The organism is Flavobacterium sp. (genome assembly GCF_028712645.1).
Classification (GTDB): Bacteria; Bacteroidota; Bacteroidia; order Flavobacteriales; family Flavobacteriaceae; genus Flavobacterium.
In genome coordinates, this window is record NZ_JAQTPQ010000059.1 from 1 (window position 1) to 15,780 (window position 15,780).

The 15,780-nt window shown below is 33.7% G+C and carries 13 protein-coding genes; 5 read left to right on the forward strand and 8 right to left on the reverse strand.

The genetic code is table 11. The features are described 5' to 3' along the window. Positions 1-77: 77 nt before the first annotated feature. The 3 genes from PHC28_RS06315 to PHC28_RS06325 all read left to right on the forward strand — a co-directional run bounded on the left by PHC28_RS06315 (position 78) and on the right by PHC28_RS06325 (position 3,320). Positions 78-785, forward strand: coding sequence for a LytTR family DNA-binding domain-containing protein (locus PHC28_RS06315; RefSeq protein WP_300097416.1), 708 nt, complete (start codon positions 78-80; stop codon positions 783-785). 270 nt (positions 786-1,055) lie between these two features. Next, the gene (locus tag PHC28_RS06320) at positions 1,056-1,232 is read left to right on the forward strand and encodes a hypothetical protein (protein WP_300097418.1); all 177 of its coding nucleotides are present in this window, start codon (positions 1,056-1,058) and stop codon (positions 1,230-1,232) included. Positions 1,233-1,304: 72 nt separating this feature from the next. Next, positions 1,305-3,320: a sensor histidine kinase gene (locus PHC28_RS06325; RefSeq protein ID WP_300097420.1), complete on the forward strand. Its 2,016-nt coding sequence runs from the start codon at positions 1,305-1,307 to the stop codon at positions 3,318-3,320. A 235-nt stretch (positions 3,321-3,555) separates the two neighbouring features. Here PHC28_RS06325 and PHC28_RS06330 read toward each other — a convergent pair whose 3' ends face one another. From PHC28_RS06330 to PHC28_RS06350, 5 genes are all read right to left on the reverse strand, one after another. Beyond that, positions 3,556-4,416, reverse strand: a complete 861-nt coding sequence (locus PHC28_RS06330; RefSeq protein ID WP_300097421.1) for a hypothetical protein — start codon at positions 4,414-4,416, stop codon at positions 3,556-3,558. 34 nt (positions 4,417-4,450) lie between these two features. Next, positions 4,451-6,064 (reverse strand): RagB/SusD family nutrient uptake outer membrane protein, encoded by a 1,614-nt coding sequence (locus tag PHC28_RS06335; RefSeq protein WP_300097423.1) that lies wholly within the window; start codon positions 6,062-6,064, stop codon positions 4,451-4,453. Between the two features lie 24 nt (positions 6,065-6,088). After that, positions 6,089-9,511, reverse strand: a complete 3,423-nt coding sequence (locus PHC28_RS06340) for a TonB-dependent receptor (RefSeq protein WP_300097425.1) — start codon at positions 9,509-9,511, stop codon at positions 6,089-6,091. Positions 9,512-9,669: 158 nt separating this feature from the next. Then, entirely contained in the window at positions 9,670-10,788 is a 1,119-nt protein-coding gene (locus PHC28_RS06345; RefSeq protein ID WP_300097427.1) for a FecR family protein, read from the reverse strand. 77 nt (positions 10,789-10,865) lie between these two features. Continuing rightward, positions 10,866-11,483, reverse strand: a complete 618-nt coding sequence (locus PHC28_RS06350) for a sigma-70 family RNA polymerase sigma factor (protein ID WP_300097429.1) — start codon at positions 11,481-11,483, stop codon at positions 10,866-10,868. Positions 11,484-12,030: 547 nt separating this feature from the next. On the opposite strand from PHC28_RS06350, the gene PHC28_RS06355 reads away from it, so the two are divergent. Further along, positions 12,031-12,741, forward strand: a complete 711-nt coding sequence (locus PHC28_RS06355; protein WP_300097431.1) for an NUDIX domain-containing protein — start codon at positions 12,031-12,033, stop codon at positions 12,739-12,741. Positions 12,742-12,913: 172 nt separating this feature from the next. Here PHC28_RS06355 and PHC28_RS18335 read toward each other — a convergent pair whose 3' ends face one another. Beyond that, the gene (locus PHC28_RS18335) at positions 12,914-13,042 is read right to left on the reverse strand and encodes a DUF4372 domain-containing protein (protein ID WP_367277993.1); all 129 of its coding nucleotides are present in this window, start codon (positions 13,040-13,042) and stop codon (positions 12,914-12,916) included. A 504-nt stretch (positions 13,043-13,546) separates the two neighbouring features. Between PHC28_RS18335 and era the strand changes: the two genes are divergently transcribed. Further along, entirely contained in the window at positions 13,547-14,428 is an 882-nt protein-coding gene (gene era / locus PHC28_RS06360; protein ID WP_300097433.1) for a GTPase Era, read from the forward strand. A 239-nt stretch (positions 14,429-14,667) separates the two neighbouring features. On the opposite strand, the gene PHC28_RS06365 is transcribed toward era, so the two are convergent. Next, a complete protein-coding gene (locus PHC28_RS06365) occupies positions 14,668-15,189 on the reverse strand; it encodes a hypothetical protein (protein WP_300097435.1) in 522 nt (173 codons plus the stop codon). Between the two features lie 108 nt (positions 15,190-15,297). After that, a partial coding sequence (locus PHC28_RS06370) for a hypothetical protein (RefSeq protein ID WP_300097437.1) occupies positions 15,298-15,780 on the reverse strand: 483 nt, incomplete at its 5' end.

The window sequence follows — 15,780 nt, forward strand, 5'->3', positions numbered from 1 at the left end:
CTAATCAAAAAATATTAAAAATTACGGTTTTACCGTAAAACAGGTATTTTTTACTCGATTAAATTGCAAACAAAAAAATGCAATTTTCTTTTGTACTTATCGACGATTCTGAGTATTCGACCGCTACATTGAAGGCACTAAAAAATTATGAAGACTTTTTGTGTGTTGCTATTTGTAATTCTAAAACAGAAGGAATTAATAAGATTCTTGAATTGAAACCTAATATTGTATTTTTATCTATTGGCAATACTTTAATAAGCCAATCCTATTCTTTTTCATTGATTAGTGAATTGCACGAATATTTAGTTGATTTACCCACAATAATTGTTTTGAGTACTACTAAAGAAGCTGCTTATGAAGCCTATCAACGAGGAGTTTCTGGCTATTTGGTTCAACCTATTGATGAAATCGATTTACAAAAATGCTTGATGCGCTATCAAAAAACACATAAGTCGCTTGCAGCCAAAATTTCGATTAAATCGAATGGGGATTATCATTTTATCAACCCCAATGATATTATTTATCTGAAAGCTGATAATAATACAACCGATTTTTATTTGAAAAACGGAAAAGTTATTTCGGCTTTTAAAACATTGAAGCATTTTGAACAACTACTTCCTTTTTATTTTTTTAGAATTCACCATAGTTATTTGATTAATATCGACTATGTGAGCCGCATTAATTTGGGCAAATGCAACTGCTACTTAGATAATAATGAAATCATTTTGCCCTTTTCCAGAACCTACAAAGACAATATTGACGCTATTTTGGTTCGTATAACTTAAGCCGAACTTGTAAGTTATTCTCAAAACCCTACGGATTACTCTTATTGGTGTGCGGATTACTAAAGGCTGTCCAAAAATATCTTTTGGAATAGTGGCAATATCTACATTTAACCATTGAAAAATTAAAGCTTTAATCGCTGTTTTAAGCTAGGGAAAGACCTTAAAACAGCACTGCAAAAGACTTCCCTTCTTTTCAGAAAAATCAATACGTCGTTGAGCCCAGAAGGTTCGGCCAGGACTCTTTTTATCAATTTTTAAAAATGATTTTTTATGAAACCAAAATTTTTAACCCAACTTTTTTTATTAGCCTTTGTTAGTCTTTCTTTATACTCTTGTACTGCTGATTCTGTGACCGACACTAAAAGTCAAGCTACTGAGGTTACACCTAGCAATCCCAAAACACCAACTGATGTTTCTTTGGAAGAAATTAATACTAAACCTAAATAAAATCAACTAAAAATACTTTTTAAGGCCATATCGAATATGGTCTTTTTTTTGTTTATTTTTGAATAAAAACTTTTGAAAAATACAACTCTACTTTTTTTTCTCTTTTTTGTAATAGGTTCTTGTACAAAGCCTAAAGTTGCAAATCTTTCTTCACAATTATTTGAAAAAAATAGTTATAAAACATTGAATCAAGACAAAAAGTTGGTCTTTTTAGATTCTTTAAATTCATCTTTAAGCTCATTAAAAAATGATACACTTACTCGAAATTTTTTATTTGATTTATCTGCAGAGTATTATTATTTGTCTGAATCATCAAAATCATTAGCCGTTTGTCAAAAAGTATTAAAGTTGTCTGAACATACGAAAGATACAATGGCAATAGCCAAGAGTTTTTATTATATAGGCGATACTTATGAAGTCAAACAAAAAGACAGTGCATACTATTATTATCATCAAGCCGAAAAGCTTTATCGCTTATTGAATAACCAAGAGATGACAGGGAAAATGCTGTTCAACAAGGCTTATGTGTTATTTTATGAAGGTAACTTTCTGGAAAGCGAAATACTACTTTCAAAAGCTTTACAATTATTAAAAAATAGTGAAGATAAAAAACTGCTTTTTTCTAGTTGTACTTTAATGGGTTCTACTCTTTCAAGATTAGAAGAATATAACAATGCCGAAAAGTATTATTTATTGGCAAAAAAAGTTTTGAATCATTTATTAGAAAATGATGTTGTATTTGTTAAAAACAACAATTATAAAATTTCTGTATCAGTAAAGCTTGCTGAAGTCTATAGAAAAACTGCACAGTATAATAAGGCAATACAAGAATTAGAATCTATAATGAGTCCAACATTAAAAAAAGATTGGCCAACTTATTATGCTACTATTATTGGTAATTTGGGTTATACCAAGATGAAAAGCGGCAATCTTTCAGGGGTTGAAAAACTTTTGAAAGAGGCATTGGACATCTCCAGAAAAAATAGTAATGAAGCGAGCCAAATTTATAAGTTGTCCTATTTAGGAGAATATTATGCTGTAGTACGAGACACGTTACACTCTATAAGCTACCTAAAACAATCTTTGCAATTGGCAGAAAAGCTACAATCGAGTGATGATATTAAAATAAGTTTGAAATTATTGTCTAAAATAGATTATCGGAATAATTCTTTTTATAACAAAAGATATATTGATATTAGCGATAGTCTAACAAAAGTGCAAAGAAATAATCGCAATAAATACGCACGAATTGAATATGAGACTTCTGTTGTTGAGGATAATAATAAAGAGTTATCAATCAAGAATTTGTATCTTATATTAGGTTTGCTTGCCGTGATTTTGATAGCAGGAGGAATTCTGACTTATCGTTATATTGAAAATAAAAAAAGAGAACTTGCTCATCAGCAACAGCATCAAAAGGCAGAGGAGGAAATTTTTGAGTTATTAAAAGACTATCAAACAAAATTTAACGCAATAAAACTTAAGGAACAAAATAGGATTTCAAGGGAGCTGCACGATAGCGTATTGAATAAACTGTATGGCACTCGTCTTCAATTGGGTATTCTAAACAGTAGTGATGCTCTTGAAGTAAAGGAAAAACGCCTTGGTTATGTGGATTTATTGCAAGAAATTGAGCTAGAAATTAGAGACATTTCACACGATTTGCATACTGATGATATTGAAGATCATTGGGAGTATATTCATTTATTGAGTGACTTGATTCAGGAGAAAAATGAACTTGCAACAACACATTTTTCATTTTCTGATGAAAGTAATCTGAATTGGAATACCATTGATGGCTTGGTTAAAATTACTATTTTTAGAATTGTACAAGAAGCCTTGTCGAATGTTATTAAGTATTCCGAAGCTGCTATTTGCATCGTTACTTTGACCAAAAATGAAAACAATAAACTGCTACTGCTAATTGAAGATAATGGTGAAGGATTTGAAAGTACTACTCAAGAAAATGATGGTATTGGCTTGAAAAATATGCAAGAGCGAGCCCGATTGGCACAAGCTGAATTGACTATTGCAAGCAAATTAGGAGAAGGTACTAAAATAGAGGTTGTTTTTAATTGCCAATACTGAAAATAAAGTTTTTCATAGCTTTTTGAGGTATAATCAGTTTTTTAATATTTCAGCAATCACTTTATCGGTGTTGATTCCGAGGAGAGGACGTTGAAGATTTCGTATTCGCTTTAGTTAACTTTTTTGTGTATAGCTATTTCGGGACAATACAATTTCATTTCGATTATTTACTGATTTTGAAAAAGAAATAAAACTACCGAAAAAAAATTTTCTTTTCGGTAGTTTTAATTAAAAATTATTTTGCAATGAGGTGGTAAATAGTTATACCAGTGCCAGTAGTAACTGCCGTATAGCACAAAGTAGTGTCAGTAAGTTCTATTAGTCTCACATTGGAAAAGTTAAGGGGACTGGATTCATTCATATGTAGCATTTCTGCTCCGCCAGTAAAGAGCAATTTATCGTTCGAAAAATCGGAGGTCATAGTGTAGTTAAAAGCTGCCGAAGTTGATTTTTTTGTGGTGCTACCAGTGGTAAAGGAGGTTTGAGTTGTAATCACATTTAAACCACCGTTCATATTGAAGGTAATTTCTCCCCAGTCTTTATCTTCATATCCTGACCAACTTTGCAAACTACCCGGATCCCAATTCCAGTCTCTGGTAGTGGGAATACCATAAATAGCATCCATTACTGCACTATGTGGATAATTTATTCCAGCATATTCTACGGGGTCTGCTTTTTTTAATATCCATGTTTTACCATCGGCTCCATTAGTAAGCAAAGCCCATCGAGGGTCGGTGAATTGACTTAAATCGGGGGTCGTTATGGTTACGACTATTGGGGTTGCTTCGATAGAACCACCTTTGGTATAGGCGGTATAGTTTACAGTATAGTCACCTGCAAAATACAAATAAAGCGTTGCTATATTAGTGTTAAAAGTGGCTACAACCACCCCAGAAGAGTTGCTAACAGTCCAATACGGAATAATATCCGAATTATTGTTGGTCATCGTGAGAGTATTGCCTGTTAATGTGGCAGTATAGTCAAGCTTTGCTTGGGTATAGGTCATATCGGTACTTACTCTGTTTTCTACTGGCGTGCAGGAGAAAAGGAAACCAAAGAATAGTGCAACAGCACTAAATTGAAGGATACGTTTCATATATTTTATTTTTTTGTTAAACATTAATTTTAAATTACCAACCAGGGTTTTGAGAAATGCCACCAGCAGAAAGAAGAATTTGCGTTTGTGGTATGGCAAACCAGCCCAAGGTTTCAGAACGAAAGGATACGTTAAAACCTGTGTTTACATCGTTGGTACTGTCTGTTTTGTCTATAGCCGCTTTGGCAACTGCCAAACCTTGACGAAGTAAATCATAATAACGGTTTCCTTCCAAGGCAAGTTCCAAACGGCGTTCGTTTAGAATTATAGCTTTACTAACGGCAACACGGTGTGTTGTATCTCCAAAAGCACGATCACGTACTCTGTCTAAACAAGTTTGAGCAAATGCTGGGTTAGAAGTTAAGTTAAGTTCGGCAGCTAAAAGCAAAGCATCTGCAAAACGCAAGATGACAATATCCTCGTAATTATCTACTTGAAAATTGCCCCCATTGGCAGTAGTAATTCCCACGCCAGAGGTGTTATTTACGGGACAATATTTTTTCCAAGAATATCCAGTGTATTGGCGTTGAGATATGTTAGACGCATTAGGGTCGTATGTCAAACCTTCACCTACAAAGTCTATAAAAGAGGCTGCTTTTCGGGTATCACCAACTTCGTATGCTGCCACTAATGCTGGGTTTACGGTACCTCCGCCCCAACCGTTTGAATATACGCCTACACCACCACCACGAGGTGCAATATTTACAACAAAACGGTTACCATCGTGCAAATTCCAGTCTCCTTTTCCAATATTGTCATAACGTATGGCAAAAATATCTTCGGTGTTGCCCTCACCAGCGTAAATATGACTGGTAGAACTTGCTGCAGAGGCAACCCAAAGTTGTGAATAATCGGAAATTAAATCATGACCACTGTTATTAATCACATCATCGATATAGGTGGTAGCTTGTGCTTGGGTAACTACTCCAGCCAAATCGGGTTTGTTGTAATATCCTGTGTAAAACAAATATACTTTTGCCATATAGGTTTCGGCTGCCCATTTGGTAATACGACCGTATTTGGCGTTGTTAGGGGTAGAATAATTATCATTTTCTAAATTATCGACAGCAAATTTCAAATCGCTAGCAATCAGTTCATAAGTGGTAGCTGCATCAACTCTTGGGAGCGTGTTGTCTGTAGTCTTAATAGTGTGATCCAACGGGATAATATCTCCAAAAGTTCGAGCTAATTCAAAGTGGAAATAGGCTCTCAAAAATTTAGCTTCTGCTTCGTATTGTGTTCGTAGAGCAGTATCCGAACCCCAATTTACTTGATCAAGATGCTCTAATAAAATATTAGCACGGGCAATTCCCAAATAATTGGCTTTCCATACCGCATTATTAGTTTCTGAATTTGGTACAGTCTGGAATCTATCCCACTCATTAATACCTGTACCATCCTGTGATCCAAAACCTAGAAAACAGTTGTCGGATGCTATTTCAGAAGTTAAAAGCGATCCTCCATAAGCATCTCCTCCTTGTTGCAAGGCATCATATACAGCTACCAACCCTTGGAATGCTTCGGATGGTATTTTATAAAAATTTTCGGTAGTTGCTTCTGTAACTGGAGAGGTATCTAAAAAATCTTTGGAACATGAAGTTATAGTTAGTATAGCAGTTACTGCAAAAAGTTGTATGAATTTTTTCATTTCTTTTTATATTTTATAATTAACTTAAAAGTTTGCGTTTAGTCCAATCGTATAAACTCGAGGTTGTGGATAGTATCCTACATCTATTCCTTTTCCCCAGCCAGCATATCCATAGCCAACCTCTGGATCCATACCTTGGTATTTAGTAAAGGTAAACAGATTGTTTGCAGATACATAAAATCTTAATTTACTAAAAGCCATTGGTTTGTTTATCAATTTAGCAATATCACAACCTAATGTTATATTTTTAATTCTATAAAAACTACCATCTTGAAGGTATAAATCGGAAAAACGAGTGTAGTTTCCGTTAGCATCAGACAAGGCAGTTATCCGAGGAATAGTGTTTGACGTTCCTGGTCCTGTCCATCTGTTCAAAATAGCAGTGGTATTGCCCTGAAGAGCAAAAACGTTTTGGTTGCCCGATACTCCGTAGGTATAAATCGATATATCGAAGGCTTTGTATGCTGCTTCTAAATTTAAACCAAAGGTATATTTAGGATTTGGGTCGCCAATTTTGGTTTTATCGTTAAGATCAATTTTACCATCGCCGTTTAAATCTACAAATTTTACATCACCAGGTAATGCATTTGGTTGAATTTTAGTTCCACCCACAGAATAGGCATCCACTTCGGCTTGTGTTTGAAAAATTCCATCTGTTTGTAGTCCGTAGAAATAACCCATAGGTTGCCCCACTTGTACACGGTTTAATTCATCAAGACCATTGAATAAAATGCTACCATCTCCGTGTATAATTTGCTCAGCATTGGCTATTCGGGTCACTTCATTTTGGTTGTGCGAAATATTGGCACTAATGCCATACGTCCAATTTTTACCAACAATTCCTTTGTAATTTAAACCAAGCTCTACACCGCGGTTTCTTACATCGCCACCATTTACAAAAGGAGCGGCAAGACCAGTCGTTTCGGTTACAGGAGGTTGTACCAGCCAGTCTTTGGTGGTTTTGTTATAATAATCAAAAACTATATCCAAACCATTGAACAAACGGGCATCAAAACCATAATCTATTTGTTCGGAGGTTTCCCATTTCAAATCAGGGTTAGAGCTGGAGTCAGATACTCCGCCAGGGGTTAAAGGTTGGCTGGCTCCATTGCCAAATTGATAATTTTTGTCGTAAGTAGAAATAGTAGAAGAATAGGCAAATTGTTTAGAAAATTGGTCATTACCATTTTGCCCCCAACTAGCTCTTAATTTCAAGTTGTTCAGCACGTTGTTTTCTGGAAAGAATGATTCTTTGTCCACATTCCAACCCAAAGAAGCTGCTGGAAAAATTGCATATTTGTTATTGGGGCCAAATTCTGACGATCCATCTCTACGAACTGAAGCTGAGAGCAAATATTTGTTATTATAATCGTAGAACATACGTCCAAAACTGGATAAAGAGGTATAAGTATAAGGGCTTCCAGAGATAACTGGTGCTGTAGCTGCTGTACCGTCATATACGGTATTAGACAAATAAGCGTACTGAAATCCATCTCTTTTTAGATTAAAACCTTTTCCTTCTAGCCTTTCCGATTTTTTTTCTTTGGCAGAAGTACCTATCAAAACATCAAAATGATGGATATTTTTTATGTTAAATTTGTAGTTTAAGGTATTTTCAAAACTCCAGCCAATACCCTTGTTGCTGTTTTGGGTTACGCTGGAAACCGTGTTTATGTTGTTGGACGAAAGGGTGTAAATAGGATTGTAAGAACGATAGCCACTATCGGAAATGTCCACTCCAAAGCTGGATTTAAAAGTAAGTCCTTCTGTCAATTTTAATTCGGCAAAAATATTAGCAACATAACGGTTGGTTTTAGTTTCATTAAAATTGTTGTAATACAGTGCTGCCAAAGGATTTACACGATCGACTGATATAATAGAGCGTGCAAAAGTGCCATCGGCATTGTAGGGAACATCTATTGGGGCAGCTTGCAAAAATCCTCGAACACTATTGCCATATATACCACCATCTGCAATCCCTCTGGAATTGATGTTGGCAAACGAAAAGTTTTCGCCAATTTTCAAACGGTCAGCAATTACGTCCATAGCACTATTTACAGTGAAAGTAAGACGTCTGTAATTGGACTGGTTGGCAAGACTACTACCTATAAGACCTTCTTGTCCATAGTATGAAAATCCAGTGGCAATGCTCGATCTCTTATCGCCTCCTGTCATCATAACAGAATGATTTTGTTTTATAGCTCCGTCTTTGAACATATCTTTTTGCCAATCATTGTTTGGTAAATCAGCAGCTATAGCTGACGGATACAACGGCGCTAAACCAGAATTTACTCTCCCCTCATCGGTTAAATGAGTATATTCTTGAGTATTTAATAAATCTAATCGCTTGGCAACTTTTTGAATTCCTGTGTAGCTGTCAAAAGTTACATTCATTACACCTTCTTTCCCTTTTTTAGTAGTTACTAAAACTACACCATTTGCCGCTCTTGCTCCATAAATAGAGGCTGCTGAGGCATCTTTCAAGACGTCAACTCTTTCTATTACTGATGGGTCAAGGTAACCAATGCCATTATCGATAGGGACGCCATCTACTACATACAGTGGATCTCTGTTTCCTATGGTTCCAGCTCCACGAATTTCTATTTTCATTCCTGCACCTGGTTGTCCAGATGTAGAGGTAATGTTTACCCCTGAAGTTTGACCTTGAAGAGCATTCAAAACATCTATACTAGCTACATTTCGAATGTCTTTGCCCGAAACGATAGAGGTTGAAGCAGTAGAAACTTTTTTCTTTTGAGTTCCATAACCTATTACTACAACTTCATTAAGATCATTAGTCTCTGGCTGCAGAGTAACATTGATTACGGTACTGTTGTTGATTGGAATACGTTGTGTTTTATAGCCCACATAACTGAATTTCAATACTCCATCCGATTTTGCGACGATTGTATAATTTCCTTCAAAATCAGTTATAGCCCCATTATTTGTACCTTCTAAAAGTAAACTTGCTCCAGGAATTGGCATTCCATTTTCATCTGTTACTTTACCTTTTACAGTAATTTCATTAATACTAATTTCTGATATTTTTTTACTTGCCTCTGCTTTATTCCCCGCATCTTGAATGTTTTCCTTTTGCAAAACAATTTGGTTGCTTACTTCAGAAAACCCAATATTTAATGGGGTTAAAATTCGATTGAGAATATTTAATAAGGATTCATTATTGGCAACTATGCTCACTTTTTCGTCTAATTTATCCATTCTGGAATTATACGAGAATTTGACATGTGCAGACTCTTCAAGCTTGGTTAAAGCATTGTCTAAGCCAATATTAGTAACGTTGATCGTCACCTTCGTATTTAGTTTTCCTTGTCCATTGACACTGTTCGCCATAGTGACCGTAGAAAATACTAATGCTAACACAAATTGGAAAAATGTTATTTTCATGATTCGAATGAGTAATAGTTGTTTAACAACAGGTTTTTTCATAATTTTGGTTTGTTTTAATTAATACTATTTAGTTGGGTATTCTAGAAACAACACAAATCACTCTTTACAGAGAGCAATTTGATTTCTTTAGGCGTCGAATATGTTACAGCATTTCGACGCTTTTTTGTAAATTTCTTTTTTACATAGGCAAATCAGGTTTAGTTACATCCATTTGATAATATAATAATTTGGTTACCGTTCATTACATAATTGGAATCATTACCAATAGATTTACAAATGATTTTTAGTTTTTCAGGTAGTGGTTGATCACTAAGAGAGGTTGTGAGGTGGCAGTCTTTTAATTTTTCTCTAGGAAAATCAATGTTCACTAAATAGGCTTGCTCAATGGTTTTGAAGATTTGGGATACAGGAATATCTGTAAATTCAAAACTTAACTGCTCAATATTACTACTTACGGTATGAGCTATAGATTCGTCTTGCGTAATATCTGTGATTTTATTAAAAGTAAGATTTTGGCGTACGAATCGCAAAGCTTGATTTGGCAGTAAAGCAACTTCCTGATCTTTTGAATTTCTAATTAATTGATTAGATCTCACTTTTACTATGCCAGTTCGAACAAGCACCTCTATATTTTGCTCATTAGCGTATGCTTTTATTCTGAAGCTGGTTCCAACAACTTTTGTGACTATTTCATTTGCGAACACAAAAAAGGGTTTTTTCGGGTTCTTGCTAATTTCAAAAAAGCCTTCACCTGACAGATATACTTTTCTTTCGTTTCCAACAAAGATTTTAGGGTAACTAAGCTTGCTATTTGGTTGAAGTAAGACGGAGCTACCATCAGATAAGGTTATAATTTGTGGCTTGTTTGAATTATTTGTTTGTTCTACAAGTCCTTCCGCGTTTTCATTGATAAGCTCATCGTAATTTATTATAGGGTTTTTAGAAATAAAATAATTATTGTAAATCAAACTCGACAATAGGCCAAAAAGTAAAACTGATGCGACTCCCCTTAACCAATAATTTTGCCACAGTTTTGCTACAGGTCTTTGGGTTGTTTTTTCGACTACTTCCTTGTTATCTATTTTCATCCAAGTAGATTCCAACGCAGTTTCAATAGCGGTTTGAGACAAATTATCGTCGGAAACTTTCATAGCTAATAACCATAGTCGTGCTTCCTCAACTAACTTGGCACGTTTGGGATTTTCTAAAGTCCATTCTTCCCAACCTTGTTGATCATCCTTTGATCTTACCCACAATTGGAATGATGTATCGGCTAAGAAATCTTCTATTTCTGTATAATTGTTACGTTGTCGCATTAAAAAAGGATTACTCTATTATAGAGGACTGTTTTTTTATTACATACTCATTAAATCGCAACTTTTTTTTTGATTTACTAAAAAAAACTACTAAAAAATAAAAATAATGACAAAGTGGGTAGAATAGTGTCTTTCCATTCTTTACGAAGGTTCAATAAAGTTCGATGTAGTAAATTGTTGGCTGATTGATAATTAATATGAAGCATTTCGGAAATTTGTTCTACAGAAAGTCCTTGGTGATAGCGAAGATATAAAGCTTCTTTTTGACGTGTAGGCAAGTCATTCAATAGTTTATTGAGACGGGATACTTTAGTGGTGGTGGCCTCATCTAAAATAAGCTGATGCTCAATGGAAAATTCAAATAGAAATTTAATCGAATCCATTGAAGTGGTTTGGCGAAAAATATGATCCCGTTCTTGTAATCGTGCAATGCGCTTACGAACACAAGATAATAGATAGGCTTTTACTACGACGGAATCATTTAAGGATTGTCTATAAACCCAAATATCTGTAAATACATCTTGCACGCAATCTTGTACCTTTTCGGTACAAGGTGAAAATAAATTTCCATATTGGACTAAATTTCCATAATATTTTTTAAAAAGTAAAGAAAAAGCTTTTTCATCACCTTCTTTTAGATTACTCCAAAGAGTGGAATCATTAATCGTATCGGTATATTGGATTTGGTTTTTCAAAATTTAATGGGATTAAATGTTGTTTTTTGACAAATAAAAAATTTATGATTAATGATTTTGTGTTAAAAAAAAGAATTATAAATGACGTTTCATAGCTAGTGCCATACTATAATACTCGAGATTGTTGCGGAATCATATTTGGAAAGCATTTCTGTCAAAATGGTGACTGCTATGATTAAATAAAGGCTCTTTTTTTCTCTTTTTATTATTTTTTACATCCTTATGGTTAATTTGACTACAATACTAAAACTTTTTTCCATATTAACAAAATATTATGGTTAAAAATTTATAATTGAAAATTTATTGGAAATATTATTATGTATATAATAAAAATGAGTTACTTTCGGATTGTGTTTGCAGTGTAAACACATTGGAGTTTTATTTAATTGGCAATTAATTGCTTGAATTTGTTAAAAATTTAAAATACAGATTAAAAAAAACAGAGTTGTTTGATTGTTATTAAGTTGTGTTTAAAAAAAAACACTATGATTTAGCTTTGGGGTGTTTTTTAAAAAATTACCTATTTTTATGCAAATTTTGTTTTGTTATGGTTAATAAAGAATCAGGTGAAAGAATGGAGGACACTTCGGTTATGGATGCGTTTAGTATTGATTGTGTAATATTTGGTTTTGATAACGGAATTCTTGAAGTGCTTTTAGTACAGCACGGCGAAGGAATAAGTAAAGGGAAATGGGGTCTTCCTGGTGGTTGGATTAGAAAAAAAGAAAGTGTAGATAATGCCGCACATCGACTATTAGGAGAGCTTACAGGATTAGATAATATATATTTAGAGCAGTTGAAGGCTTTTGGAGAACCTGATCGTTTTCCATTAAGGAGGGTTATAACCATTGGTTATTATGCTTTATTGAAACGAGAAGACTTTAATGTAAAAGCTGGTTTTACAGCTTCGGATGCAAAGTGGTATAAAATTAATGATATTCCAGATTTAATTTATGATCACAATGAAATTTTAGCTTTTGGCCTAAAAAAATTACAGGCTCGAGTTTTAAAGACTCCAATAGGCTTCAATCTTTTACCCGAAAAATTTACGTTGTTGCAGCTAATGCAACTCTATGAAGAGATTTTAGGTATAGAGATGGATAAATCGAATTTCCGCAGAAAAATATTGCATATGAAGTTATTGCTTGCTCTGGATGAAAAACAGCAAGATGTTTCTCATAGAGCGGCAAAGTTGTATAAATTTGATTCTGATATTTATGAAAAACTTACTCAAAAAGGATTTAATTTTGAGTTTTGAAATCCCCAAGGTTTTACATTTTGATGAATAAAAAAGTGATATCGGGTTATTAAATAGATTTATGCGGTGGTGCAAATTGTTTAAAACAATTTTTTTAGAAGTTTAATTGTAAAAATGCTTGAAAGTCTTGTAATCATTGTATCTTTTGTTATAAACATAAATAGTGTTATCATCACATTTTAACTTCTTTAAAAAGAACTTCTCGAAGCGAATTACACTTGGCAAACAAGTAAAAAAGCATATTTATCAGATGGTCTTTTGTTTTGAATCTCTTTAAATATCTATCAGAATCACTCCTTATTTACTCCTCTTTTACTATTTTATCGTCAATTAAAGGTATTGTGAAACAATATTGTCACTTTTGTTAACACCATCTGTGATGGCTTTATTCATTTCAGCAGAATTTTTGACATCCGAAATAACGCTATTTTTTTTATAGTCTCATTCCTTGAACTTATTTTGTCTATCTTTGCCCTTTGAAATTTTTACACCAGTAGGAAATCTCATAATACCATAGTAAATAACTACAGAACCGTTATTAACTGTCGCTTTACAATACATTGCTTTCTTTTTTACTAAGATAGCAAACTGTACAAAATTGTAGCAAAAAGTGCTTAACAATTAGCATATTTTGTCAATAGCAACCGTTAAGTACTTTTTGTAAAACAATATAAAACACTAGGGAACTTAACGAATTTTGAAACATTTGTTGAATTTGCATGACTTAAGGCTCGTACAGTTCCCGCTACTAAGCAATCCATTCTGAAAAGAGTGGCTTTTTGTTATTAGTATAAAGAACAATAATATGGAACATAAAGCAGGTTTTGTAAATATCATCGGAAATCCAAACGTAGGGAAATCAACCTTAATGAATGCCTTCGTTGGCGAAAGATTATCCATCATCACGTCAAAAGCACAAACCACCCGTCATCGAATTTTGGGGATTGTAAACGGCGAAGATTTTCAATTAATCTTGTCCGATACTCCAGGAATTATCAAGCCCGCTTATGAAATGCAGGAATCGATGATGAACTTCGTGAAATCCGCTTTTGAAGATGCCGATATTTTGATTTATATGGTCGAAATTGGCGAACAAGAGTTGAAAGACGAAGCTTTTTTCAATAAAATCATCCATTCCAAGATTCCAGTTTTGTTGTTATTGAACAAAATTGACAATTCTAATCAAGAGCAATTAGAAACCCAAGTTGCTTTTTGGACAGAGAAAGTTCCCAATGCCGAGATTTATCCAATATCCGCTTTGCAGAATTTTAATGTTCCCGAAGTTTTTCAAAGAATAATTGAATTGTTGCCGGAATCTCCAGCTTATTATCCAAAAGATCAATTAACCGACAAACCAGAGCGTTTCTTCGTAAACGAAACCATTCGCGAGAAAATCTTGTTGAATTACAGCAAAGAAATCCCGTATGCGGTTGAAATCGTAACCGAAGAATTCTTTGAAGACGAAAACATTATCCGAATTCGTTCGCTGATTATGGTGGAACGCGAAACCCAAAAAGGAATCATTATTGGTCACAAAGGTGCCGCCTTGAAACAAGTTGGAATGGATGCTCGTGCTGATTTAGAGAAGTTTTTTGGCAAACAAATTCACATCGAATTGTACGTGAAAGTCAACAAAAACTGGAGAAGCAATGCGAATATGTTGAAAAGGTTTGGGTATAATCAGTAGGGAAATTTTAGATGTTTAATTTATGCGACACATTATTAGTTGCGATATTTATTTAACAAAAGAAGCCAGTATTTAATTACTGGCTTCTTTTTTGTGAGATTAATAGCTTTTTTAGTCTTTGGATTGTTATCCTAAAATCACATCTTGTTTCATAATATCGTTGTTTAATGTTTTTCTTTTTAATACTTCAAATTTAGTACCGAAATTTCGATTTGCCAAATAAATGGTGTTAATGTTTTTTAACTTACCTTTAAATCGTTTCCTGAAAGAAATTTCTTTATCGTTATACAATCTTTTGATAGGAAGTCTTTTACAAAAACTTTGTTTAATCCCGATAAAGAATGTTTTGCAATAATTGTTAAACGTATAAAAGAAGATTCGTCTGTCCAGTCTTTTTCTAAATCATCAGTAGTTCTTATCCTCATTGCGTGTAAATTATGAGTGTCTTTCTCATTGTCACAAGGTATATATGCTGAAAAGTTGTCTTTAAGAGTAATATCCTTGCCTATTAAATTTCTACCGTTAAAATCCCCAACAGGTTTATAAAAAGTAGGTTCCATACGAACATCAAAGATTTCAGAATCAGTTTTATTTATAAATTTAAATAAATAATTTGTCTCTCCCCCATATTCTATTTTGCTTATATAATTTGAAATTTCAATAACAGGTCGTTTCTTTTTTAAATATAGCATCAAGAACATATAGGAAGCTATTAATCCAGATATGATACCAAGAACTAAACTGATAATAAGAGTTTCCATATTTTTTTGTCAAATATATGTAATTAGTTTAATATGATAATTTATTTTTTTGATGTTACAACTTGTTGTTTAGTAAGGTAATTAGAAAATGACTCCAACAAAATACTACTACTCCAAAATCTCCAAGAACTTTCCTTCCAATTCATTCATTTGTCCATTGCCTTTGAATCGGATTTGTTTGGCGATGAAATAAAGCAAAAACCAAACGATAACCATTAGCAACATAACGATTAAATCCATTGTGGTCGGTTGTTTCAAGACGTAATTGGAGTAAGCGATGGCACTGAAAATGATAAAAATTCCCGCTACCATAAAATGCAGGAACATAAAAAGTGTCCATAAAGTGCCATCAGGACCAAATAGTCCACGGATATGAGTACCACCATCTTCTTTTGATTCCAATTCCAAATGCAAATGGGGCGACCAATATTCCTTTTTGGCATCAGGCATATTCATCCAAATATGATTGTGATTGATTTTTAGATGACAATCTTCGGTACAATTGATTTTAAAATTTTCGAATTTTTGGAGCACTGAATCTGTGTTTTCTTCAATGTCTTTATAAAAACGGAGGCGAAGTCTAATTTCATT

What these genes read in the sequence shown, in the direction of transcription:
- PHC28_RS06340 (WP_300097425.1), bottom strand. Translation starts at nt 9,511, where the DNA reads ATGAAAAAACCTGTTGTTAAACAACTATTACTCATTCGAATCATGAAA.
- PHC28_RS06320 (WP_300097418.1), top strand. Translation starts at nt 1,056, where the DNA reads ATGAAACCAAAATTTTTAACCCAACTTTTTTTATTAGCCTTTGTTAGT.
- PHC28_RS06365 (WP_300097435.1), bottom strand. Translation starts at nt 15,189, where the DNA reads ATGGAAACTCTTATTATCAGTTTAGTTCTTGGTATCATATCTGGATTA.
- era (WP_300097433.1), top strand. Translation starts at nt 13,547, where the DNA reads ATGGAACATAAAGCAGGTTTTGTAAATATCATCGGAAATCCAAACGTA.
- PHC28_RS06315 (WP_300097416.1), top strand. Translation starts at nt 78, where the DNA reads ATGCAATTTTCTTTTGTACTTATCGACGATTCTGAGTATTCGACCGCT.
- PHC28_RS06330 (WP_300097421.1), bottom strand. Translation starts at nt 4,416, where the DNA reads ATGAAACGTATCCTTCAATTTAGTGCTGTTGCACTATTCTTTGGTTTC.
- PHC28_RS06345 (WP_300097427.1), bottom strand. Translation starts at nt 10,788, where the DNA reads ATGCGACAACGTAACAATTATACAGAAATAGAAGATTTCTTAGCCGAT.
- PHC28_RS06355 (WP_300097431.1), top strand. Translation starts at nt 12,031, where the DNA reads ATGGTTAATAAAGAATCAGGTGAAAGAATGGAGGACACTTCGGTTATG.
- PHC28_RS06335 (WP_300097423.1), bottom strand. Translation starts at nt 6,064, where the DNA reads ATGAAAAAATTCATACAACTTTTTGCAGTAACTGCTATACTAACTATA.